At 58.0% G+C, this 22663-nt stretch carries 19 protein-coding genes; 8 read left to right on the forward strand and 11 right to left on the reverse strand.

Annotated elements, in window-relative coordinates; genetic code table 11:
- Positions 1 to 18: 18 nt before the first annotated feature.
- Complete coding sequence (locus Q5Q88_RS04545) at positions 19 to 2946, reverse strand: helicase C-terminal domain-containing protein (RefSeq protein ID WP_302742013.1); 2928 nt, start codon at positions 2944 to 2946, stop codon at positions 19 to 21.
- Entirely contained in the window at positions 2943 to 3902 is a 960-nt protein-coding gene (locus Q5Q88_RS04550) for a D-alanine--D-alanine ligase (RefSeq protein WP_294122189.1), read from the reverse strand. Before Q5Q88_RS04550 ends, Q5Q88_RS04545 begins: the two co-directional genes overlap by 4 nt.
- Before the next feature lie 170 nt (positions 3903 to 4072).
- On the opposite strand from Q5Q88_RS04550, the gene rlmN reads away from it, so the two are divergent.
- Positions 4073 to 5119 carry a 23S rRNA (adenine(2503)-C(2))-methyltransferase RlmN gene (gene rlmN / locus Q5Q88_RS04555; RefSeq protein WP_302742016.1) on the forward strand — a complete coding sequence of 349 codons (1047 nt, stop codon included), beginning with the start codon at positions 4073 to 4075 and terminating at the stop codon, positions 5117 to 5119.
- Between the two features lie 310 nt (positions 5120 to 5429).
- Here rlmN and Q5Q88_RS04560 read toward each other — a convergent pair whose 3' ends face one another.
- The 9 genes from Q5Q88_RS04560 to rpmH all read right to left on the reverse strand — a co-directional run bounded on the left by Q5Q88_RS04560 (position 5430) and on the right by rpmH (position 11065).
- Complete coding sequence (locus tag Q5Q88_RS04560) at positions 5430 to 5681, reverse strand: hypothetical protein (RefSeq protein WP_302742018.1); 252 nt, start codon at positions 5679 to 5681, stop codon at positions 5430 to 5432.
- A gap of 8 nt (positions 5682 to 5689) precedes the next feature.
- Complete coding sequence (locus tag Q5Q88_RS04565) at positions 5690 to 6508, reverse strand: ParB/RepB/Spo0J family partition protein (protein WP_302742049.1); 819 nt, start codon at positions 6506 to 6508, stop codon at positions 5690 to 5692.
- A 43-nt stretch (positions 6509 to 6551) separates the two neighbouring features.
- Positions 6552 to 7352 (reverse strand): ParA family protein, encoded by an 801-nt coding sequence (locus Q5Q88_RS04570; RefSeq protein WP_118654033.1) that lies wholly within the window; start codon positions 7350 to 7352, stop codon positions 6552 to 6554.
- Positions 7353 to 8018: 666 nt separating this feature from the next.
- Positions 8019 to 8792 carry a 16S rRNA (guanine(527)-N(7))-methyltransferase RsmG gene (rsmG, locus tag Q5Q88_RS04575; RefSeq protein WP_118654032.1) on the reverse strand — a complete coding sequence of 258 codons (774 nt, stop codon included), beginning with the start codon at positions 8790 to 8792 and terminating at the stop codon, positions 8019 to 8021.
- A 102-nt stretch (positions 8793 to 8894) separates the two neighbouring features.
- The gene (locus Q5Q88_RS04580) at positions 8895 to 9476 is read right to left on the reverse strand and encodes a R3H domain-containing nucleic acid-binding protein (protein WP_199588913.1); all 582 of its coding nucleotides are present in this window, start codon (positions 9474 to 9476) and stop codon (positions 8895 to 8897) included.
- A 60-nt stretch (positions 9477 to 9536) separates the two neighbouring features.
- A complete protein-coding gene (locus Q5Q88_RS04585; protein ID WP_118654030.1) occupies positions 9537 to 10316 on the reverse strand; it encodes a YidC/Oxa1 family membrane protein insertase in 780 nt (259 codons plus the stop codon).
- Between the two features lie 30 nt (positions 10317 to 10346).
- Positions 10347 to 10559 (reverse strand): membrane protein insertion efficiency factor YidD, encoded by a 213-nt coding sequence (gene yidD / locus Q5Q88_RS04590; RefSeq protein WP_233546205.1) that lies wholly within the window; start codon positions 10557 to 10559, stop codon positions 10347 to 10349.
- Positions 10560 to 10579: 20 nt separating this feature from the next.
- Positions 10580 to 10915: a ribonuclease P protein component gene (rnpA, locus tag Q5Q88_RS04595; protein WP_294122178.1), complete on the reverse strand. Its 336-nt coding sequence runs from the start codon at positions 10913 to 10915 to the stop codon at positions 10580 to 10582.
- A 6-nt stretch (positions 10916 to 10921) separates the two neighbouring features.
- Positions 10922 to 11065: a 50S ribosomal protein L34 gene (gene rpmH, locus Q5Q88_RS04600; RefSeq protein WP_039910401.1), complete on the reverse strand. Its 144-nt coding sequence runs from the start codon at positions 11063 to 11065 to the stop codon at positions 10922 to 10924.
- A gap of 358 nt (positions 11066 to 11423) precedes the next feature.
- On the opposite strand from rpmH, the gene Q5Q88_RS04605 reads away from it, so the two are divergent.
- The 7 genes from Q5Q88_RS04605 to gyrA all read left to right on the forward strand — a co-directional run bounded on the left by Q5Q88_RS04605 (position 11424) and on the right by gyrA (position 22633).
- Positions 11424 to 12731 carry a HAMP domain-containing sensor histidine kinase gene (locus tag Q5Q88_RS04605; protein WP_302742025.1) on the forward strand — a complete coding sequence of 436 codons (1308 nt, stop codon included), beginning with the start codon at positions 11424 to 11426 and terminating at the stop codon, positions 12729 to 12731.
- Between the two features lie 53 nt (positions 12732 to 12784).
- Positions 12785 to 14551: a DnaA/Hda family protein gene (locus Q5Q88_RS04610; protein WP_302742027.1), complete on the forward strand. Its 1767-nt coding sequence runs from the start codon at positions 12785 to 12787 to the stop codon at positions 14549 to 14551.
- A gap of 232 nt (positions 14552 to 14783) precedes the next feature.
- Positions 14784 to 15887, forward strand: coding sequence for a DNA polymerase III subunit beta (dnaN, locus tag Q5Q88_RS04615; protein ID WP_294123333.1), 1104 nt, complete (start codon positions 14784 to 14786; stop codon positions 15885 to 15887).
- A 164-nt stretch (positions 15888 to 16051) separates the two neighbouring features.
- Positions 16052 to 17137 (forward strand): DNA replication/repair protein RecF, encoded by a 1086-nt coding sequence (locus Q5Q88_RS04620; protein ID WP_294123328.1) that lies wholly within the window; start codon positions 16052 to 16054, stop codon positions 17135 to 17137.
- A gap of 75 nt (positions 17138 to 17212) precedes the next feature.
- Positions 17213 to 17584 carry a DciA family protein gene (locus tag Q5Q88_RS04625; RefSeq protein WP_118654023.1) on the forward strand — a complete coding sequence of 124 codons (372 nt, stop codon included), beginning with the start codon at positions 17213 to 17215 and terminating at the stop codon, positions 17582 to 17584.
- Positions 17585 to 17821: 237 nt separating this feature from the next.
- On the forward strand, positions 17822 to 19846 hold the full coding sequence (gene gyrB, locus Q5Q88_RS04630; protein ID WP_302742031.1) for a DNA topoisomerase (ATP-hydrolyzing) subunit B: 2025 nt from the start codon (positions 17822 to 17824) through the stop codon (positions 19844 to 19846).
- 21 nt (positions 19847 to 19867) lie between these two features.
- Positions 19868 to 22633 (forward strand): DNA gyrase subunit A, encoded by a 2766-nt coding sequence (gene gyrA, locus Q5Q88_RS04635; RefSeq protein WP_302742050.1) that lies wholly within the window; start codon positions 19868 to 19870, stop codon positions 22631 to 22633.
- The last annotated feature ends 30 nt before the right edge of the window (positions 22634 to 22663 follow it).

Below are 22663 nucleotides of genomic sequence, written 5' to 3' on the forward strand. Positions count from 1 at the left end.
CGGGGCGCGGCGACCAAACTACCGGTGGCTGGCACGCCAAAGCTCAAGATAGCGACCCACCTGTGAGCTTTCGATACGCTGGTACGCGGCGGGCAGAGACGAGAGGAACTTCTTGCCATACCCCTTGGTCACCAAACGCGAATCCGCCAACACCAAAACGCCGGCGTCGGTCGACGTGCGAATCAGTCTGCCAGCGGCCTGTTTGACCTCCAACACCGCCTCGGGCAGCGAGTAGCGGGCCCATGCGCGATCCTCGCGCACACCGCGTTCGCACGAGAGCGGGTCCGTCGGGCTCGAGAACGGCAACTTGGGAATCACCACGCAGCGCAGGGTGTCACCGGCGGCGTCAAAACCCTCCCAAAACGCCTTGAGAGCAAACAGGGAACTCGTCTCGTCGGAGAGGAATCGATCGCGCAGGATCTTGGCGGACGTGTTCTTCTTCTGGCAATCGAGAGCGAGGCCCCCCTTTGACAGGCGGGGAGACACGCGGTCGAACAGCTCCTCCATGTCACGCCTATTCGTAAAGAGAGTGAGCGTTGAGCCCCCCATTGCCACATGTACGTCTACCAGCAGGTTTTCCAAGGCATCGAGGTATGCCGCCCGATTACGCGGATCGGGGATATCGCCCGCAACTACCACTGCCATATTTCGCTCGAAATCGTAGCTCGAATCGAGGTGTAGAGTCTGGAAGGACTCACGTCCCAAGCGATCCAACCCCACGGCATGGGTGAAATGATCAAAACTGCCCGAAACTGTCATGGTCGCCGAGGCGAATATCGCCGTGTGCATCTCGGGCAGCCAATTTTCAGCGAGAGCCTCGCCAATATCAAGGCGCTCGGCGCTTAGGCTCTCCCCACCCGCCTTGATGCGGCGGTTGACCTGGCACGAGTAGACATAACGGTCGTTGGTGCCTTCCACCACAAGCTTGAGTCCGTCGTGCAGCTCCTTGAGACGGCGTTGCCCATCTGCGACGTCTGCGACAAGCTCCGGCTTTTCCTCCGCCACAGTCTCAACGAGTGAGGCGAGGTTCTTTGATGCCTCATCGAGTGCGTCGATGGCCGTATTCGCGACCTCGGCGAACACACCCCATGCGGCACTTTCCCGCACCTCGCGGCCAATCCACATGTTGGCGGTATCGTATCCGCTATCCGAGCGGGCAGATCGCGCGAGATCGCGCACGGCATCGAAAAGATCGGCCATGGCCAGGGATGCACGTTGCGTGCTCGAGGTCGCCTTGGCGGTCAAACCCATGAACAGCGTGGCGGCGTCAGAAGCTGCGAGGTCTCGGGTGATCCTCCCCAGCGAACCGATGCGCGCACCGCCCAACCGCTCAAAAATCGATCGGCTCTCGTCCGCGGAGACCGTGACCGCCCACTGCCTGCGAGCCTCACCTTCGATCGAATGGGCCTCGTCAACCACCCAATGACGAATAGGCGGCAGGATCTTTCCGTCCGCCGCGACATTGCGGAAGAGCAGCGAATGGTTGGTTACCACCACATCCGCGCGGGCGGCGCGGCGGCGAGACCCGTGGACCATACATTTGTCGGGGTAAAAGGGGCACAGCCGCCGAGCGCATTCGCGTGAGGAGGTGGTGAGATCGGCCTTTCGCACACTCCTCCAGCGAATGCCCAATCCATCGAGATCGCCAGCGGGCGATTGGCAGGCGTAGGCGTAGATAACGGCGATGGCGGTGAGCGTGTCTGCTGGGTCGCGCGTGGTGTGGACCTCGCTGGCGCGCGCCAAGCGCTCAAGTTTTCGCAGGCAGGGGTAGTGGTCATAGCCCTTGAGGGCACAATACGTCAGACCGCCCTCGATTTCACGGGCCAGACGGGGCAGCTCGTGATACATCAGTTGATCCGCCAGATTATTCGACTTCGTGGCGATGCCAACCGTGATGTTGTTGCGTTTTGCCGCCTGAGCGAAGGGCACGAGATAGGCGATTGACTTGCCCACACCGGTACCAGCTTCGATCACGCGATGCGAAGAAGTCGCCAGGGCATCGCGCACCTCGGCCGCCATCTGCACCTGCTCCATGCGCGGTTCGTAACCAGGGTACATGCGGTTGACGAGCCCGTCTGGCTCAAAGCACGCTTCGACCTCTTCGCGCGAGGGCAAATTAAGGCCTGGAAGCTCATCAGCATCGATACGCGCAGAGGATCCCGCCGCAGACGAAGAATCGGCGGCCAAAATGTCATGTCTGGCACTTACCAGCGAAAACACTGCTTCGGGATGGCTGCCGGCCAAGAAGCTAAAGATCGGCCGGTAGCTCCACGGTACATCGGGGTGCATATCCGCCAAACGGCGCATGAGGCCGAGCGGCAGGTCATCAAGCCCGCAAAGCAGGATGCGCCAGACACCGCACAGCGCCTCGACATCGGCATTCGCACGATGAGACACGCTCGCACACCCAAACAGCTCGGCCATGGACGCGAGCTTATGTGAACTCAAACGCGGCAATGCAATGCGCGAGAGGGCGAGCGAATCAATCCAGATGTCCGACACTTCCGAGCCGCCACTCACGGCCTCTATGAACCCTCGGTCGAAGGCTGCGTTATGGGCAATCACCGGCGCGCCACCCACGAACTCCGCAAGAGCGGCAACCGCCCCTTCGGCGGAAGGGGCGTGAGCAACACCGGCATTCGTGATACTCGTAAGCTCCGTAATCTCGGCCGGTATAAGCGCCGAGGGCTTGACGAACGTATCAAAGCGATCGACGATCTCGCGACCGCGCAAACGGGCGGCGGCGATCTCAATCAGCTCGTTCTCACGATGGGATAGCCCCGTGGTCTCGGTATCGAGCACCACCACGTCATCTTCTATCAGGCCAAACGAACGAGTCTCGGCACGGGCGGCGAGCGTTGCGTATGCGTCAATAACCTGCTGCGGAGTGCCCGGAAGCACCGCCGCAGCCATCGCGAGCGGTGATGCCGCGGCGGAGGCGCTCATCGACCGGCTCGCTCGAGGGCCAGATCGACCAGTTCGACACACAGATCGCTAAACGCGATACCGGCGTGGCGTGCCTCATCAGGCACGAGAGACTCAGGCGTCATGCCGGGAATGTTGTTAGTCTCGAGGATGACGGGGCCTTCCTCCGTGACAATTACGTCTGTACGCGAGATACCGTACAGACCCAACGCCTCATGCGCGCGACAGGCGATATCCTGCACCTGTGCGTAGACATCCTCAGGCAGCTGGGCTGGAATCCGATGGATTTCGGCGGGGTCGGCGTACTTCACCTCGAGGTCGTAAAACTCCGACTGCTTGGGCATGAGGATCTCCACCACGGGCAGAGCGCGAAGGGTGTCGCCATCGCCAACGGCGGCAACTGAACACTCGGTACCAAAGACCCGACGCTCCACCATGACCTTCTCACCGTGCTCGAATGCGAACTCAATAGCAGCGGCGAGCTCCGAGGGGTCCTTCACCAGGGAAATACCGTAGCTCGAGCCGTTCACCACCGGCTTTACGAAGCTCTGAGGCCCCACAACCTCGATGATCTCCTCTATCGAAGGCATATCGGCGCGGCCGAACGTCACACTCGGCGCGACGGGCAGGCCGGCGCGGCGATAGAGCAGCTTGGAAAGGTCCTTGTCCATGGCGATGCCGCTCGCAAGGGGAGACGAAGCCGTATAAGGGATGCCCATGAATTCCAGCACGTGCTGGGTCATGCCATCCTCGCCACCGCGGCCATGGAGGGCGATAAACGCCACATCGAACGACCCCGTGGACATGGTGTTGAGAAACGACGGGTCGGCGGGATCAACCAGCTCCACCGCTCCATAACCCGCCTCCTCGAGCCCCTGTACGACATGAGCACCCGAAGCGAGGGAAATCTCGCGCTCATCCGAGATTCCTCCCGCAAGGACTGCAATCTTCATGTCCTGGCGCGTCTTGTCGCTCATGATGTCACCTTTCAGGCTCGAATCCCCCTCAAAGCCCGTTATGGCGAGGGAGCGGTGTCCATTTCACGCAATAGCTGCGCATCTGCATCGCAAATGCCCAACAATACCCTATTGTATAGGTATATATGCCCTTGAGACGCACGAGCATCTCACCACCCGAAAGGCGACAAATGGAACGCACCGATCGTGCACGCGATATACGTCTCCTCGATTTAGAGGAACTGCAGAATTTGGTCAAAGAACTCGGTCAACCTGCTTTTCGCGCCAAGCAATTGAACGAATGGATTCACGAGAAGAACGTATGTTCGTTTGATGAGATGACCAATCTCCCTGTGGCAATGCGTGAGAAGCTATCAGAGCGCTTTTCCTTCAATGTACCGGTTGAGCTTGTTAAACAGGTCTCCAAGGATGGCTCTCGCAAGTACCTCCTGCAATTTGCCGATGGCGTCTCCGTCGAGACCGTTGGCATGCCTAATCGAAACAAGCTGGCCGTCTGCATTTCTTCTCAGGCGGGCTGCGCCATGGGATGCGCCTTTTGTGCGACCGGCCTTGCCGGCCTTTCCCGTTCTTTGACGGCTCAAGAAATGGTCGATCAGGTGCTCCATGTCTCCCGTGACTTCGGCGAGCGCGTTACGAGCGTTGTCTTCATGGGTCAAGGTGAGCCCTTCGCTAACTTCGACGCTACGATCGACGCGTTGCGAGCGCTCAACGATCCCGATGGACTCGCCATCGGAGCGCGCCATCTCACCGTCTCCACCTGTGGCGTTATCCCCGGCATTCGCAGATTCGCTGAGCTTCCCGAACAGTTTACGCTTGCGATTTCTCTGCACTCGGCCGTCCAGGGAACACGCAACCAGCTCATGCCTGGCGTGAAGAAGTACACGCTTCCCCGGCTCCACGAGGCCATCCAGCTCTATGTTGAGAAGACCGGCCGCCGCCCAACGTACGAGTTTGCCATGATCGACGGCATCAACGACACCAATCCCGAGATGCAGGCTTTGATCGACTTCTGCGCCGGGACGCTCTGCCACGTCAATCTCATTCAGCTCAACAACATTCCCGACAGTCCGTTCCGTCCTTCTCCCATCGAGAAGGTCGAAACGCTGCAGCGCCGCTTAACCATGCACGGCGTCGAGACGACTATTCGAAATTCTCGCGGCAGCGATATCGATGCCGCGTGCGGCCAGCTCAAGCAGCGCCGCTTCCGCGTTCAGTAGGGGACACTGCCAAGGAGACGTCGTCCAGGTAGTTACTCAAGGGACCAGCCGGGAGAACTGTCCAAGAGCGCTTCCTATGGGGCGAACAGGAGGCACCACCCAGGGGAGACCATCAATCCACGGGTGATGTGTTTCACATGAAACGAAGTAGGGGTCGCGAATTGTGTTCGCGACCCCTATGTTTATATCTCTCTCATCAACCCACATGAAGGAGGTGTTATTCAAAGCCTGAGGCTAATGCTTAGCATTGGGTGGATCAAAAGCATTGAGGTGTCTTCCCGAGTATTCACACCTACTTATTGTTAGGTACCTAATAACCTATTGACTCCCACTGTCTTTCCACCCAGTCCTGATTGACTTGAGGATTCTTGGTCAACCGTGCTGTTCGCAGAGCAACTTCTTCCGACATCTCGTCTACCTTCTTTTTCGAAGTTGAGAAGATATCGGTCACACCATTTTTCATTCGTTCGATGGACTCGGGCCGCGTCACAACAATGAATCCAGCAACAGCTCCAAGCCCCACTGCCAACGAAGTTAAAGCAATCTCAGATGCCCTGCTCATCGTTTACCTCAATCATTATTTACATCGACCATAGATTCAAGGATGCGTTGCAGGTCATCCTCATCCTTGAACTCGATTTCAATCTTATTCTTACCCCGTGTCGCGCGCACCTTAACATTGGTATTGAAGATCTGCCGCAGCACACGCGCTGCCTTTTTATACGACTGCGGTGTGACCGGACGAGGTGCACGCGGCGAATCTCCGACTGAAAATAACGGAGCAAGGTTTTCAGTCGCACGAACTGACAAACCTTCAGCAATAACTTTTTCAGCAAGCTTAATCCTTGCATCCTCAAAGGGAACAGCAAGAATGGCGCGCGCATGACCAGCAGTCAGCTTACCCTCGTACATCATCTGCTGGACCGACTCTGGAAGGTCAAGGAGACGAAGTGAATTCGTTATCGCTGAACGAGACTTAGAGACAGCTTTCGAGAGAGCCTCCTGTGTCATTCCACTCGCCTTGATGAGCCGCTTGTAACCCTTTGCCTCTTCTATGGGGTTAAGATCGGATCTCTGAAGATTTTCGATCAACGCAAGTTCGAGCATCTTCTGATCGTCAACGTCCCTAACAATAACCGGAACTTTTTCGAGTCCCGCTATCTTCGAGGCCTGATACCGACGTTCACCGGCAATAATCTCATATTTAGAGCCATTCTTTCGCACGAGGAGCGGTTGCAGGACACCATTCTCGCGAATTGACTCACTCAACTCCTCGAGTTCAGATTCATTGAAATGAGTTCGTGGCTGATTGGGGTTTGGAACGATCTGCTCCAACGGCATCTCCGTCTCAGGGGCTGCAAATCCAGTCTCAGACTGAGCTTCCCCCATAAGAGAACCCAGACCACGTCCGAGCGCGGGCTTTTTCTTTGGACTAGGCACGACGAATCACCTCTTTAGCCAGATCCATATAGGCAATTGCGCCCTTGTTATGTGGCGCGTACTCAATCACAGGCATACCGTACGAAGGAGCCTCAGACACCTTTACAGAACGAGGAATGCAGGTTTTGAAGGCGGTATCTCCAAAATAGTTCTGTACTTCCTCAACGACCTGATTCGACAAAGAAGTTCGCGAGTCATACATGGTCATTAGCACACCATAGGTATCAAGGTCTTTATTAATGCGACCTTTAACCATACGCATCGACTCCAAGAGTTTCGTTACGCCTTCAAGTGCGTAATACTCGCATTGAATCGGAATGAGTACACTGTCTGCGGCAGCAAGTGCATTAATCGTTAACAAGCCAAGTGAGGGTGGACAATCTATGAGGATAAAATCGAATTCCTCTTTAACGGGATCCAGAAGATCTTTCAGACGTGTCTCTCTGGCCATAGCAGAAACGAGCTCAATTTCGGCACCGGCAAGTTGAATAGTTGCCGGAATGATGAATACCCGTTCACTAACCGTATCGTGAATGAGTTGTTCTGCGGGAACATCATGCAGGAGCGCATCGTAGATGCATTGCGAAAGTTCCTCTTTATCGACTCCGATTCCGCTCGTACTGTTACCTTGTGGATCAAAGTCGACAATCAGAACCTTACGTCCCTGCTTTCCTAATGCTGCTGCAAGATTTACCGTTGTTGTCGATTTTCCGACGCCACCTTTTTGATTGATTATTGCAATTGTGTGCAATGGCTTAGCACTTTTCGAGCGCTTAACGTCGCGAAATCCCACATTCCCTCCTGGATCTTCAATATGTATGCTGCATTACTCCCATAGGGATCAAGTTTCACGTGAAACATTGCGGACACAACAACGTCCTTTTGTCCCAACGATATAACTCATTAACAATCTTAATATGTTTCACGTGAAACAGCTAGTAAGAGATATCTTGTTTTTAAATTCACCTATGCCGTCAATTCAAGCTGCTTATGGCTTCACATTGGGATATCAATAATGAAATTTCCATTCCAATTGAGCGAACACTATTTGCGCACTGAATACCGATGCTTCGTGATTGTTTTGAACATAGTACTTATATGCTTAGTTGCCAGAGGATTAGATCTCTTAAGAAACAAACAGCCATGAACTAGCTAGAAATTTAACAATCATCTGCATTACATCAAGCCAGATGAATCACAGTTTCACGTGAAACAAGATCGGGAGACTGAGGGTAAACGCGATTGTGTTACCCTTCAATACCTGTTTCTTCTTTTAATAGCATTCTCGACATGAATGGATGATCTATTTAGATTGGTTCAGTTGGAAAACACAATAACCAACACTTCGAACATAACTCAAAACTAGAAACGCATAACGTAAAAGACAAGACGAATAAAGAAATAACCACCCCCAAACATGAGGTGGTTACAATAAAACAGACATGAATTGGAAAAGAGACTAAGAAACCAAGGGCTGTTTCTTAGCAAGACCAACAGGTCGAGGGAGATGAATCTTTGGATTCGAGACTTTCTGGTAAAGAAACACTGTGCGATGACCCAACCCACGAGGCAACTCGAACTCATCGGAACCAATGAGTTCCAATCCACATATCGAAGCTGTTTGATCTGCAATATGACATTCATCTTTGGAGGGGTTTGCCTTTGCAACAATCAAATAGCCATCTTCTTCAAGAAATGGAGTGGCATATTCAACAATGAGATTCATCTGTCCAACTGCGCGCGCAAGGACGATATCGAAAGCGTGGTGATGCGCGGTAGCATATGATTCGCAGCGATCGTGAACAGCCTCGACACCTTCTAATCCAAGTTCCTCTATAAATGCCTGAACGGCTTGAACCTTCTTGCCAACCGAGTCGAGTAACACACCATCACAGCCGGTGTAAACACAGAACGGAATACCAGGGAAGCCGGCGCCGGTACCAATATCCAAGAATCTTTCCGGTTCAATGGGCAGATCCCTGGTAAGGGCAAGGGAATCGACGATATGCAGAATCAAGGCATCGTGAATATCTTGAATCCTTGTGAGATTCATATACTCATTGACCTGATTGACCATGAGTAGATGCTTGATACACATTTCCGCTTCGTCCCTACTGACCTCAATATCAAGCTCTAAACAGTAGGAGATAAGCTCATTTACGAGGTTTGAAATTTGCTCCTCGGATTCACCGAGTGCATGTAGTTGAATCCTGCGAGACGTCTCTTGCGACATAGACACCATCCAATCAAAATGACTGAGGTTAGTGTATCAAGAAGTTCAGTCATAAGAAAAGGGCACCCGAAGGTGCCCTTTCGCAAGCAAATACCTTGAAGCTTATCGAAGCGTAATGACCACGCGACGCTCAGGTTCCACACCTTCGGAGTGAGTATCAATGCGATCGTCTTCACGAAGAGCGATGTGAACAAGACGGCGTTCATATGCCGACATAGGAGGAAGGTTAACCGAACGACCCTGAGAAACAGCACGAGAGACAGCGTTCTTTGCCATGCTCACAACCTTGTCGTGGCGTCGACTCTTGTAACCCTCAACGTCAATAGACACCGGATAACGGAATCCAAGCTTACGACTCACAAGCAGGGAGACAAGCGTCTGAAGAGATTCAAGCGTGCGACCATGGCGGCCAATCAGGACAGCTAAGTCGGGGGCAGTAATATCCAGAATGAGCTCACCCTCATCACCTTCGTACTCGTCAATGGAAGACCCTTCCGCATCGAAATGAGAAAGGATGGAGCGCACCACGGAAATGGCGACATCGGCAATGGTGTCGAGCTCTTCATCAGTTAAGGCGACGCCTTCTTTATAATGGACGGCAATCTCGGGATACTGGCCGACAATCTGCTCATCAGCAGACTCTACAGCCTCGTCGATAATCTCTTCAACAAGTTCGTCAGCCATGATCTTCTCCATAGTTTGGTACCTAAATAAGATTACAATCCGCTACGTGAGCTAGCGACATTAGCGGCTTTTATGGGGGCGCTTCCTGTGCTCGCGACGAACCACATCGACCTCGATGGGAGCGTTCACCATGCGCTCCTCCTCCTCGGCCTTAGCCTTCTCGATGACCTTCTGGGTGACGAAGATCTGCTGGATGACCTGCCATGCGGAGGAAACGTCATAGTACAACAGGACGCCGGCGGGAAGACCCCAGCCCATGAAGAGCATCATAACGGTCATGACGACCATCATCATCTTGGTGCTCTGCGCCTGGGCGCCCGTCTGGTTGCGCGTCATGTACAGCTGCGGGATGAACGTCAGCAGACCGAACAGGATCAGGGCGAGCAGGTACGGCAGAGCCTCGGCAAACCCACCAGCAAAGGCCTGGGAGGGAGACATGACGAGGTTGGGCAGGATGTTGAAAAAGGAGAAGCCCTGCTCAGCAGCACTGGGGAAGTAATGACCGAGGTCGCGCAGGAGGTTGAATAACGCGATCAGGATCGGCATCTGGATGAGCAGGGGCAGGCACCCGCCAAAGGGGTTGAACTTGTTCTCAGAGTAGAACTTCTGCATCTCCTCTGCCTGCCGCTGGGGATCGTCCGCGTAGCGCTCTTGAATCTCCATGAGCTTAGGCTGCAGCACCTGCATACGAGCGGTCGATTTGGTCGACTTGAGCATCATGGGCGTCAAAGCGAGGCGAATAATCACCACCAAGATGATGATGGAAAGACCCCAGTCGCCCGCAAAGCCCTGTATGAGCTGAAGCGCCTGGAAGAGAATCTGAACAATCCAGTCCCACATACCAATAATCCTTACAGTAGGAACCAATACTTACGGCACGGGGTCATACCCGCCGGCATGAAACGGATGACAGCGCAAAATACGCCGCACACCCAGCCAACAGCCTTTGACCACGCCATATTTCTCTATTGCCTCAACAGCATACTGAGAACAGGTGGGGATGTATATACACGCATCGGGTAAAAGGGGCGAAATATACCGCTGGTACCCGCGAATCGCGGCAAGGCAAAAGCGCTTGAACATCCCCGTACTCCACATCCTGCTCAGTTGTTGTGGACAACGTGAGCCCGACGCAAAAGAGCGAGCAGAGCCAGCCGCATCTCCTCAGGAGAAGCGGTACGAGTGCGGGGCGTCGCGAAGAGGATAATCTCGTGGCCCTCGATGGGCAGCTCACAGGAACGCGCGGCTTCTCGCAGCACACGCTTGGAGCGGTTGCGGACCACGGCATTTCCCAACCTTTTGGCAGCAGCGAAGGCGACCCGAGCCGGATCGCCTTCGCTGACACAATCACATATAACCATGCGAATCAGAGGATGGTTGAGCCGCTTCCCCTGAGTAAACACCCGCTCAAAGTCCTGATGGGACTTGATGGTCTGCATGAGAGCTTAGTTGTCGCTCACCGTGAGACGCTTGCGGCCCTTAGCGCGACGACGGGCGAGAACGGCGCGACCGGCCTTGGTGGCCATACGGGCGCGGAAGCCGTGGGTCTTGGCGCGCTTGCGCTTGTTCGGCTGGTAAGTACGCTTCATGGTTAACATCCTCCTGGTGCGTTTCGACTACTCGAAAAATATACGCGTGAGCTAAGAGATTGTAGGGAATATGGTGCGGGAATGTCAATCTCGCAACCATGAAATACGCATACTTTTCGAAGGTGCGCGATCAAGGGCATTGGCGCCTCCCGTCACGAACCGTTTCTTTCATAACTTTTCATGCACTTATCAACAGGTTGTTAGCAGTATGTGGATAACTTTTCAGTTCTTTCCAACACTTTTCAACACAATGGGAAAACTTGTTGAAAAGTTTTGAAAGCTTCCAACGTGACCTGCTATCCTAGGTTCACGGCAAACGTAGAAAGAACGCACCATGTCAGAAGACTTCTACCCATTTGTGGATTCCGGCGATCCGGCTCCGGACAACACCCACCTCACGGGAGCAGCGCCAATACAGGAAGCCAACCGTAGCGGCGCCTCAACGGGGGCGACGGAGCGGTCGCAATCTGCATACACGACGCGAATCTCGGTGTACGACGACATGTTGTCCACACCGCGCGTCATCGTAGTCGAACAGGCGGATGTACGTACGTACCTGGAAGATGTGACCAACACCGTCCATCGCACCATGAAGGAACAGGGCGGTCACCTCTCGCTCATGATCATCCGCGAACTTGTGGAAAACTTCATACACGCGCAGTTCAGCGAGCCGGTCATTTCCATATTGGACAACGGCGACACGATTCGCTTTGCGGATCAGGGCCCCGGCATCGACGACAAGGAGCGCGCGTTTGAATTCGGCGTGACGAGTGCGGATCGATTTAAAAAGCGATACATCCGAGGAACCGGCGCGGGACTCCCCATGGTGCAGCAATATGTCGAGGCCGCCGGGGGCGCCATCTCGGTGGAAGATAACCTGGGCGCGGGGACGGTGGTCACGGTGAGCGTGAATCCCGTGCGTGTTGAGGAGATCGAGCGGGCCGTTTCACGTGGAGCAGCCGTGCGCAGTGGGCACCATGATGAGGTACCCATGCAGGCGGGCGCGCAGCCAAGTGGATTCGGGGCCGTGGGGGCGCAAACAAGTCCGAATCCGAACTGGGGAACGGGAATGCAGGCGGAAACCGATCCGCGGGCGATATCCATGGGGACGATGGCCCCGCCGTACCCACAAGGGTATCCATGGACGCCGGGGGCGGGTGTGGGTTACCCGGCATATGGCAATCCGTACGGCATGACACAGCCATACGGCGGTATCCCGCAAGGATACCCAATGCAGATGGGGCAACTGGGGCAGCAGTCGCATCAAGCGATGATGGGCGGGCAGATGATGGGAATGCCCAATCTCGGCGGCATGACCGGCGGCGCAGAGACGGCGCCCGCGTCGATGGCACCCGGGACAGCCATGCCCGGCGCGGCCATGCCCGTAGCAATGCCAACGCCGGGCATGCCGACGAATGCCATACCCGGCGAGCAGCAGCCCTCGCTCGCACCAAGACCATATGTGAGCGAGCGTGGGGCCCTTGCTCTGCGTTATATCGCACAAAACGGCAAGGGAGGCCCAACCGACCTCACACGCACCTACGGAAATTCAGATGCAACGTGGTCGCGCGAGCTCGACACCCTCTCGGGGACGGGGCTCATATATAAACGTGGTCAGAAATACGTGCTCACCGAATTGGGTCAAGGATGGGCGCAGCAACAATAGCCCACGCACGACGGTTGGACCGCCCCTCGATGCAGAGATGAGGAATGGGGAAGATGGATAACGAAGCGCGCATACTCCTCGATGACGTCATCGAGTTTTGCCGGCGCGACGAGCGCGAGCCGCGCCTCATACATATGCTGGAACAGTGTCAGGCCGTCGCATTCGACGACGAGTCCCTCACCGTGCAGGTGCCAAGCCGGTTCGCCTGTACCTACCTCGTTAAACAGCGCGAGTCTATCGAAGCGTACCTCGAGGAGATCTCCTTCATGCCCATGAGGCTTGAGGTCGTCGTCGACGGACGAGGTGCCGCTGGAGAATCGAGGGCCACCGCAGCAAGTGTGCGGGAGGCCTCACGCCGACAGGCGGAGCCTCCCCTCGCGAGCATACTCGCAGATACCAAAAGCATGCGCAGGGAGGATCCCCTCCCCTCCAACGAGAACGGCGCGGCTCCCCAAGAGAGCGTGCCAGCCGCGACCCACCCCCTCGACGCAGCGGTCTCGACTCCCACGGGCGGCGAGACCGGCCGATCGGGCATCAGCGTGGTGAACACCGTGTCCCCCGACACCTTCCGCCGCATGATGCAGGAGATGCGCGCGGGCGACCCAGGTGCAGAGAAGCCCTCCACAGGAGAAGCCGCCGCGCGCGGAAACAACCCCACGATGGTGCGCGCGGCGGCGGGGGACGGCTCCCAGCCAGGCAGGGGCCCGGCGGGCGACATCAACGCCAAATACACGTTCGACAGCTTTGTCGCGGGCGACGAGAACCGTCATGCCTTCAACAGCGCCATGCGCTTCGCGGCGTTTGCCGAGGAGCCTGGGCAATGCCCCTCGCTGTTCATCTACGGCAACTCGGGTCTTGGAAAGACTCACCTGCTCTTCGCCGTGCGCAATTACCTTGCCAAGGAAAAACCCTATATCCGCGTCAAATACGCGAATTCCCAAGCATATCTCGACGACTACATGAACGAACTCGGCGGGCAAAGAGGTCCGGGCAGCCTCATCATGCGCGAGTATCGCGATGCGGACATCCTCATCATCGATGACGTGCAGAACATCGTGGGCAAGCAGGCGTCGGTCGAGTTCTTCTTCCAACTCGTCGACAGCTTCATCCGCGATGGCAAAAAGGTCGCGTTCGCATCGGATCGCGCGCCCAAGGACCTCGCCATGGACGAACGTCTCACCAGCCGTTTTAGCCGTGGCATGCTGTGCCTCGTCTCCGAGCCGGGATTTGAGATGAAGTACGTCATCCTCAAACGCTATTACGAGAACATCATCAACGGCTCGGGCAATCTCGACGGACTCAACGTCGACACGTCCCTGCTGTCAATGCTACCCGAACACGAGGGGCACCTCACTGACGAGCATCTGCGCCACATGGCGGAGATCTCGGGCAACAACATCCGCAACCTCGAAAGTTTCTGCGAACGCTGCGCGGGGCTCGCTGCCGAGCGCGAGGCGGCAGGGCTCGAACTCTCGGCGTCGGATATCGATGAGACGGCAAAGACCTACTTCAACACCGCGCGCAAGATCATCCATATCGATATGGTCCAGCGGGTGGTCGAGGAGTTCTACCACGTGAGCCACGAGGAGCTGATAGGTCCCCGGCGCACCGCGACCATCGCCTTCGCGCGTCATGTCGCGGTCTATCTCGCCAACAACTTGTGCGAGATGACCACACCGGCCATCGGATCCGAGTTCGGCGGTCGCGACCATTCAACCGTACTCAACTCGCTCAAGGTCGTGGAAAACAAGATGCGCGAGGACCGGCGGATCTACGAAGACGTCCAAAACCTCAAGAACACGATCATGCTCAAATCGTAGAAGACACCTGTGGAAAACCTGTTGGAAGGTGGGGGTAGAAGTTGGGGACAACGCGGCCGTCCATGTTGAGAAAAATATGGGTCGACTCACGATGGGCAAAACTCAACGGTTGTCTACAATGGATTGTTGAGAGAAATCAATGGGTGTAACTGGGCAAACAAGCGTAGTCCACACCATCCACCGGGTTATTACTGTTGTTACTTATATATATTTAAGAGAGGAATAAAAAGAGATGAAGTTCACGGTCAGTCAATCTGCGCTCTCTGATGCCATCGCCGTCGTCATGAAGGGCATTGCGCCCTCATCGACCCTCCCCATCCTCTCCGGCGTGCTCGTGCGCGCAGCAGACGGCGTCCTCGAATTCCAGACGTCCAACTACACCATCTCGATCCGTCATCGCATCGCCGCGCGTGTGGACGAAGAGGGGCAGGTCGTCATTCCATGCAAGATGCTCTCGAACATCTGCAAGACCCTACCCGATGCGCCCGTATCCTTCGATGTGGCCGAACACCAGGTGAGCATTACGTGCGAGCGCTCTACGTTCCGACTGAACACGCTCGACGCCGGCGATTTCCCCGAGTTCCCAACGTTCGCCCTCGAGCGCTCCGTCGAGCTCCCCGCGAACATCTTGAGCGAAATGGTCTCTCGCGTGTGGCGCGTCACCTCGACCGACAAGAATCGCCCCGTGCTCAACGGCGTCTACATGACGGTTGAAAACAACACGATTCGCCTGGTTGCCACCGACTCGTACCGCCTTGCCGTGTGCGACACGCAGGTGGAGACTTCTACGCTGGAGGGCAGCTTCGAGCTGAACGTCCCCGCCGACGCTTTTAACGACGCGCTGGCCATCACCGGCGGCCAGGGCTCGATCCTCATCGGCTCGACCGATACGCAGGTCGTCTTCGTGGCGGGCAACACCACCTACGTCGCCCGTCGTATCGAGGGCACGTACCCCAATTACAAAGCCCTCCTCCCCGCCGCCTGCGCCACAACGGTCAAAATCGACGTTGCCGCCCTTAGTTCGGCGCTCAAGCGCGTTTCGACTGTCGCCCAGGCGAACTCCGCGGTCAAGTTCGATATCTCCGCGGAGACGGGCACCATGGTGCTTTCCGCGATTTCCAACGACCAGGACGCCGCCACCGCCACCGTCGAGGTCGAGGCGGAGGGCGTATCGGGCGTCATCGCGTTCAACTACCACTACATCTTTGGTTGCCTGAACGTTCTATCGCACGAAAAGGAAATCACGCTTGAGCTGCAGAGCTATAACCAAGCAGGTGTGTTCAAGTCGTATGACAAGATCAACTACCTGTACCTCGTCATGCCGGTGCGTATTTAGCGCCGTCGCGGGTCGGCGGCCGAGTGCGCCGCGCCCGCCGACCGCGCGTGCCCGTTGCGTCCACCCGGCGTGTTGTTATGTTGTCGTGGTACGTCCCCAGCTGCACCAACCGCACCACATCCCCGATCCCTTCGCCATCCCGACCATCTGAGGTTTTTCGTTCTATGAGCATCACCGCGACGGAGCTCTCCGTTGTCAATTACCGTAGCTTCGATGAGCACGTGTTGTCGCTCAGCCCGCATGTGACGGTACTGGTGGGCCGCAATGCCGTGGGAAAGACCAATCTCGTTGAAGGGCTGCAGCTACTCACTGCCGGCTCGTCGTTCCGCAAGCCGTCTCCATCCGAGCTGCTGCGCGCGGGCGCATCGACGGGCCGCGCTCGGCTCTCGCTTGCGGGTGACGGAAGAGCACTCGAGATGGGGCTTGAGCTCGCGGATGGCAAGCGCGCATTCACCCGTAACGGCAAGCGCACCACCGCCGCCGGAGTGCGCGGCGTTTTGCCGAGCGTGCTGTTTTGCCCGGATGACCTCGACATGGTCAAACGCTCGGCCTCGGTTCGCCGCGCCGCCCTCGATTCCTTTGGTGTCCAGCTGAATGCTCAGTACGCCAAGCTGCTCTCGGCATATGAGCGCACGGTCGAGCAACGCAACAGCCTGTTGCGCGATTGTCCCGCACCGGAGCTGCTTGAGGCGTGGGACGAATCCCTGGCGGCGACGGGAGCTCAGCTTCTCATGCATCGGCGCGCCTTGCTCGCGCGCATTCGAATGCATTTTGTTGACGTCTATCGCGTCATCGCCCCGCATGAGGAGCCGGATGTGGCCTACGAGTCCACGATAGGTGAGCTGGGGGAGGGACGCGAGGAGATATCCAGCCAGTTCCTAGGGGCACTCCACGAGCGCCGCACGGACGAGGTGCGCCGGGGGCTCACGCTCGTGGGCCCGCACCGCGACGAGATATCCTTCACCATAGATGGGCGCTCGGCGCGCGACTTTGGGAGCCAAGGCCAGCAGCGATCCATCGTGCTTGCATGGAAGATCGCCGAGGTGGAGGTGACGCGCGATATCTTGGGCCGCCCGCCCCTGTTGCTGCTGGATGACGTGATGAGCGAGCTGGATGCCACGCGCCGCGAGGCCATCATGGGATTCGTGGCACAGGAGGTCCAAACGGTCATTACCACGACGAACCTCGGGTATTTTTCGGACGAGGTGCTCGGCGGCGCAAAGGTCGTACGCGTGGGGTCCATCGATTGATGAGTATCCGCGTGCCAGGGGGTGTGTTCCCCCTTGGCGCGCGAGCTTGGCGCGGACCTGCAGAAGGAGGAGCGGATGGGTCGTGTGACCGAGAAGGGGCGCCTTAACGCCACAGCCGGATTAGGGGACTTTATCAATTCCGAACGCAGCCGTCTGTTCGACGGCGCGACCCCCGAGCGCCGGCAGCAGTTTCGGCAGGCGGAGCGTCGGCATGAGGTCTATCATGCCTGGAATCAGGTGTGCGCCAACTCCCGCGAGGGCAAGCACGTGACCGGTCTGCATTACGTGCCCGAACGGGACGAGCTCGTGGTGTACACGGACGGCGCCTCCTGGACGCAAGAGCTGAGCATGATGCGCGAGATCATCCGCGCGCGTATGGAGCGCTTGGGCGGCGCCGTGGGCAACATCGTGGTCAAGACGTCGCGTCCGGGGTTTGAGCGCGCATAGCGCATGGGACCTCCGAGCAAGGCCCCTGAGACTCTTGGGTTCAAGCCGACACATCGCCCTTGAGCGCACTTCTCTCATGAGGAGGCGGGAAGGACGCAGAAGAGCCCTCTATCGCCCTAAATGAGCCCTCATTGGCTTCCAGGGGTATTTGTGATGTGATCGATATCGCGTTTTGCCATTGGTTCATGCGATAAACTGTAAAGGTTAGCCATACTTCACAGCATAGAGGGAGATTACGTGGCGGATCAGAACGAATACGGCGCGGGCGAGATTAAGATCCTCGAGGGCCTCGAGGCCGTCCGCAAGCGCCCAGGCATGTACATCGGTTCGACCTCGGTGAGCGGTTTGCACCATCTGGTGTGGGAAATCGTGGACAATTCGGTGGACGAGGCCATGGCCGGCTTCTGCACCACCATCGAGGTTACGGTGCATCCCGACAACTCCATCACCGTTGTGGACAACGGCCGCGGCATTCCTGTCGCCGAGCACCCGGTCAAAAAGATTCCGACGCTCGAGGTCGTCATGACGATCCTGCACGCCGGCGGCAAGTTCGACAACGCTGCCTACAAGGTCTCCGGCGGCCTGCACGGCGTCGGCGTCTCCGTCGTCAACGCGCTCTCTAAGAAGATGAACGTTCGGGTTCGTCGCGACGGCAAGATCTACGAGATGGAGTTCAGCCGCGGCAAGACCACCCAGAAGATGCGCGAGATCGGCACCTGCGACACCACGGGCACCACCACCACCTTCTGGCCCGACGAGGAGATCTTCGAGACCACCGTCTACAACTACGACACCCTGCGTGATCGCCTGCAGGAGACGGCGTTCCTCAACAAGAACCTCAAGATCGTCCTTAAAGACGAACGCGCGTCGACCCCCCAGGTGGACGAGTTCTGCTACGCCGGCGGCATTATCGACTTCGTCAAGTACCTGAACGACGGCAAAACCGTGCCCGACGGTCTCAAGAACCCCATCTACCTTTCCGGCGCCTCTGAGCCCGACGCCCCGGTGGAGAAGACCGGTGAGGTCGAGATCGCGATGCAGTGGAACACCTCGTACTCCGAGACCGTCATGAGCTTCGCGAATGACATCAACACGCCCGAGGGCGGCATGCATATGGAGGGCTTCCGCACCGCCCTCACCAGCGTGATCAACGATTATGCACGTAAGAACAACATCCTCAGGGAGAAGGATGCCAACCTTACCGGCGACGATGTTCGCGAGGGTCTTACCGCTGTGGTCTCCGTCAAACTGGCCGACCCCCAGTTCGAGGGCCAGACCAAGGCGAAGCTCGGCAGCTCCTTCATGCGCACCCTCGTTCGCAAGATCGTGGCCGAGCAGTTCACCGATTACATGGAAGAACACCCCAAGCAGGCGCGCGAGATTATCAAGAAGGCGCAGCAGGCGAGCAAGGCCCGCAACGCCGCCCGCAAGGCCCGCGAGGCCACGCGCCGCAAATCCCTGCTCGAGACCGCGAGCCTGCCCGGCAAGCTCGCCGACTGCTCGGTGCGTGACGCTGAGTTGACCGAGCTCTTCATCGTCGAGGGCGACTCGGCGGGCGGCTCAGCCAAGGACGGCCGCCGCCGAGACATCCAAGCGATCCTGCCCCTGCGCGGCAAGATTCTGAACGTCGAGCGCGTGGGTGACCACCGCGCGTTCTCGAGTGATACCATCCAGTCCCTCATCACCGCCATTGGTTGTGGCGTGACCACCGGCAACGGCGATGGCGGGGACTTCGACATCACCAAGGCGCGCTACCACAAGATCATCATCATGACCGACGCCGACGTCGACGGCGCGCACATCCGCATCCTGCTGCTCACGTTCTTCTACAAATACATGCGCCCGCTCATCGATGCCGGCTACGTGTACGTCGCCTGCCCGCCGATCTTCGGCATCAAGGTCCGCAACAAAATCCACTACGTGTACCCCAACGGACGCCAGGCTGAGGACGAGATTCTGCGCGAGTCCATCGCCGCGCTCGGCCTCAACCCCGACGAGGGCGATGACGAGCAGGCAAACGGAAAGGTCACCAAAAAGCGCAAGGGCTACACCGTCCAGCGCTACAAGGGCCTCGGCGAGATGGACCCCAAGCAGCTGGCGAGCACCACGATGGACCCCAAGACCCGCATCCTGCAGCGCGTCACCATCGAGGACGCCGTGGTGGCCGACCGCGCCGTGCGCGAGCTCATGGGCTCTGAGGTCGGGTACCGCCGCGAATACATCGAAAAGCATGCTCATGATGCTCGATTCTTGGACGCTTAAGGAGGACACGTGGCTGACGATATGAACAACGACGAGCGCGAGTTCGAAGGCGCATCCGAGGGCATGCCCGAGGACCTCAAGCGCCTGCTCGCCCGCGCGAACGAGGACGAGGACGGCGGATACGACCCCGATGCCGACTCCGACGAGGAAGAGGGCGACGACGAGGAGCTCGAGGAGAGCTTTGGCGCCAACGACCGCGGCGAGGACGCCGGCACCGATGTTAACGGCGGCTCCCTGCAGATCAGCGAGTTCGGCCGCGAGATGAAGCAGTCCTTCATCGAGTACTCCATGTCGGTCATTACCGCCCGTGCTCTGCCCGATGTGCGCGATGGGCTCAAGCCGGTCCATCGCCGCATCCTGTACGCGATGAACGAGAGCGGCATCTTCCCCAACCGCCCACACAAGAAGTCCGCGTGGACGGTCGGCGAAGTTATCGGTAAGTACCACCCGCACGGCGACTCCGCGGTTTACGACACGATGGTTCGCCTTGCCCAGTGGTTCTCCATGCGCACGCCGCTCATCGACGGTCACGGCAATTTCGGCAACATCGACGGCGACGGCGCGGCGGCCATGCGTTATACCGAGTCCCGCCTGGCAAAGCCCGCCATGGAGCTCCTACGCGACTTGCAGAAGGATACGGTCGACTGGCAGCCCAACTACGATGAGTCCCTCGCTGAGCCCACCGCCCTGCCCGCGCGCTTCCCCAACTTGCTGGTCAACGGCAGTCAGGGCATCGCGGTCGGCATGGCGACCAACATCGCACCGCACAATTTGAACGAGGCCGTCGAGGCGACCTGCTACCTTATCGACCATCCCGACGCGACGGTCGACGAGCTCATGCAGATCATGCCCGGCCCCGACTTCCCCACCGGCGCCCTCATCATGGGTACCGACGGCATCCGTCAGTCCTACGAGACCGGACGCGGCTCCATCACGGTGCGCGCCAAGGCACATGTGGAGTCCACCAAGACCGGCCGCAGTCGCCTCGTTTTCACCGAGATTCCGTACATGGTGAACAAGGGCACCTTGCAGGAGAAGATCGCGAGCCTCGTCAACGAGAAGCGCATCGAGGGCATTTCCGATATGCGCGATGAGTCCACGCAAAAGGGCCTGCGCCTCGTCATCGAGCTCAAGAAGGGCGTCATCCCGCAGGTCGTGCTCAACAACCTGTACAAGTACACCTCCCTGCAGACGACCTTCGGCGCAAACAACCTTGCGCTCGTGAACGGCGTGCCCAAGTGCCTGTCGCTGCGTGAGATGCTCTCGCACTACATCGACCACCAGGTCGACGTCGTGACCCGCCGCACCCGGTTCGACCTCAAGAAGGCCCAGGCCCGCGCTCACATTCTCGAGGGCTACCTCATCGCGCTCGACCACATCGACGAGGTCATCTCCATCATCCGCTCCTCGCAGACGGACGCGGAGGCCTCCGCGCGCCTCATCGAGCGCTTCGGCTTCACGCCCGAGCAGACCACGGCCATCCTCGAGATGAAGCTCCGCCGTCTCACCGGCCTGGAACGCGACAAGATCGAGGAAGAGCTCGCCGGCCTGCGCCGCGCCATCGCCTACTACGAGGACCTGCTCGCGCACGAAGAGAAGATCCTCGGCGTGATCAAGGAAGAGATGCGCGAGATCGCCCGCAAGTTCGGCGACAAGCGCCGCACCCAGATCACCGGTGCCGAGAAGGACCTGAATGTCGAGGACCTCATCGCCGACGAGGACATGGTCGTCACCATCACCCACACCGGTTACGTCAAGCGCATCCCGGTGGCCGCGTATCGCGCGCAGAAACGCGGCGGCAAGGGCGTCTCGGGAGTGAGCCTCAAGGAAGACGACGTCATCGACGAGATGTTCATCGCCAGCACCCATGAGTACGTGCTGTTCTTCTCCACGCGTGGCAAGGTGTACCGCCTCAAGGTGCACGAGCTGCCCGAGGGCACGCGTCAGGCGCGCGGCACCGCTATCGTGAATCTACTGCCGTTTGAGGACGGCGAGAAGATCGCTTCTGTCATTTCTTGCCGCGAGTTCCCTGAGGACGAGTACCTCATGTTCGCCACGGCGGGTGGCATGGTAAAGAAGACGGCTATGGCGGCCTACGACCGTTCCCGCCGCGACGGCATTATCGCCATCAACATCAAGAGCGGTGACCGCCTGCTGGGCGTGCGCCGCGTGAAGCCTGGCGACAAGATCATCATGGCGACCACCGCCGGTAAGGCCATCATGTTCTGCGAGGACCAGGTGCGCGCCACTGGCCGCGACACGAGCGGCGTGCGCGGTATCAGCATGAAGGGCGACGCCGAGGTTCTGGGCATGGAGATCACCAGCGGCCAGGGCGAGCTTTTCGTGATCACCGAGCGCGGTTACGGCAAGCGCACCCCGGTTTCCGACTACCCGGAGCAAAACCGCGGCGGACAAGGCGTCTACACGATTCAGATGACCGAGCGCAAGGGCGCACTGGCGGCCATGAAGGTCGTGGGTCCGCAGCATGAGCTCTTTATCATTACCGAGGGCGCGACGGTCATTCGCGTCAAGACCGCCGAGATTTCCCAGACCGGTCGTGCCACACAGGGAGTGAAGATGATGAGCGTGGATGACGGCGACCGCGTGACGGCTGTGGCTCGCATGACGAGCGCCAAGAAGGAGGCCGAGGATTCCGACGAGACAGAGGGCGGGGATTCATCCGACTTGGTGGCCGAAGGCGAGACGGATGCCGAGGCTCCCGGCAGCGAGGTCCGCGTGGACATCGGATCCGGCAGCGAGCCACTTGAGGACACGATGGACGAGTAGTCCCGTTTGACACAGCGCACTTCACCAGAA

The sequence above is a fragment of the uncultured Collinsella sp. genome (genome assembly GCF_959026545.1).
GTDB lineage: Bacteria > Actinomycetota > Coriobacteriia > Coriobacteriales > Coriobacteriaceae > Collinsella.

What these genes read in the sequence shown, in the direction of transcription:
- Q5Q88_RS04610 (WP_302742027.1), top strand. Translation starts at nt 12,785, where the DNA reads ATGGATAACGAAGCGCGCATACTCCTCGATGACGTCATCGAGTTTTGC.
- rnpA (WP_294122178.1), bottom strand. Translation starts at nt 10,915, where the DNA reads ATGCAGACCATCAAGTCCCATCAGGACTTTGAGCGGGTGTTTACTCAG.
- yidD (WP_233546205.1), bottom strand. Translation starts at nt 10,559, where the DNA reads ATGTTCAAGCGCTTTTGCCTTGCCGCGATTCGCGGGTACCAGCGGTAT.
- rsmG (WP_118654032.1), bottom strand. Translation starts at nt 8,792, where the DNA reads ATGTCGCAAGAGACGTCTCGCAGGATTCAACTACATGCACTCGGTGAA.
- Q5Q88_RS04620 (WP_294123328.1), top strand. Translation starts at nt 16,052, where the DNA reads ATGAGCATCACCGCGACGGAGCTCTCCGTTGTCAATTACCGTAGCTTC.
- rpmH (WP_039910401.1), bottom strand. Translation starts at nt 11,065, where the DNA reads ATGAAGCGTACTTACCAGCCGAACAAGCGCAAGCGCGCCAAGACCCAC.
- Q5Q88_RS04560 (WP_302742018.1), bottom strand. Translation starts at nt 5,681, where the DNA reads ATGAGCAGGGCATCTGAGATTGCTTTAACTTCGTTGGCAGTGGGGCTT.
- Q5Q88_RS04585 (WP_118654030.1), bottom strand. Translation starts at nt 10,316, where the DNA reads ATGTGGGACTGGATTGTTCAGATTCTCTTCCAGGCGCTTCAGCTCATA.
- Q5Q88_RS04580 (WP_199588913.1), bottom strand. Translation starts at nt 9,476, where the DNA reads ATGGCTGACGAACTTGTTGAAGAGATTATCGACGAGGCTGTAGAGTCT.
- gyrA (WP_302742050.1), top strand. Translation starts at nt 19,868, where the DNA reads ATGAACAACGACGAGCGCGAGTTCGAAGGCGCATCCGAGGGCATGCCC.
- Q5Q88_RS04625 (WP_118654023.1), top strand. Translation starts at nt 17,213, where the DNA reads ATGGGTCGTGTGACCGAGAAGGGGCGCCTTAACGCCACAGCCGGATTA.
- rlmN (WP_302742016.1), top strand. Translation starts at nt 4,073, where the DNA reads ATGGAACGCACCGATCGTGCACGCGATATACGTCTCCTCGATTTAGAG.
- Q5Q88_RS04545 (WP_302742013.1), bottom strand. Translation starts at nt 2,946, where the DNA reads ATGAGCGCCTCCGCCGCGGCATCACCGCTCGCGATGGCTGCGGCGGTG.
- Q5Q88_RS04550 (WP_294122189.1), bottom strand. Translation starts at nt 3,902, where the DNA reads ATGAGCGACAAGACGCGCCAGGACATGAAGATTGCAGTCCTTGCGGGA.
- Q5Q88_RS04565 (WP_302742049.1), bottom strand. Translation starts at nt 6,508, where the DNA reads ATGGGGGAAGCTCAGTCTGAGACTGGATTTGCAGCCCCTGAGACGGAG.
- dnaN (WP_294123333.1), top strand. Translation starts at nt 14,784, where the DNA reads ATGAAGTTCACGGTCAGTCAATCTGCGCTCTCTGATGCCATCGCCGTC.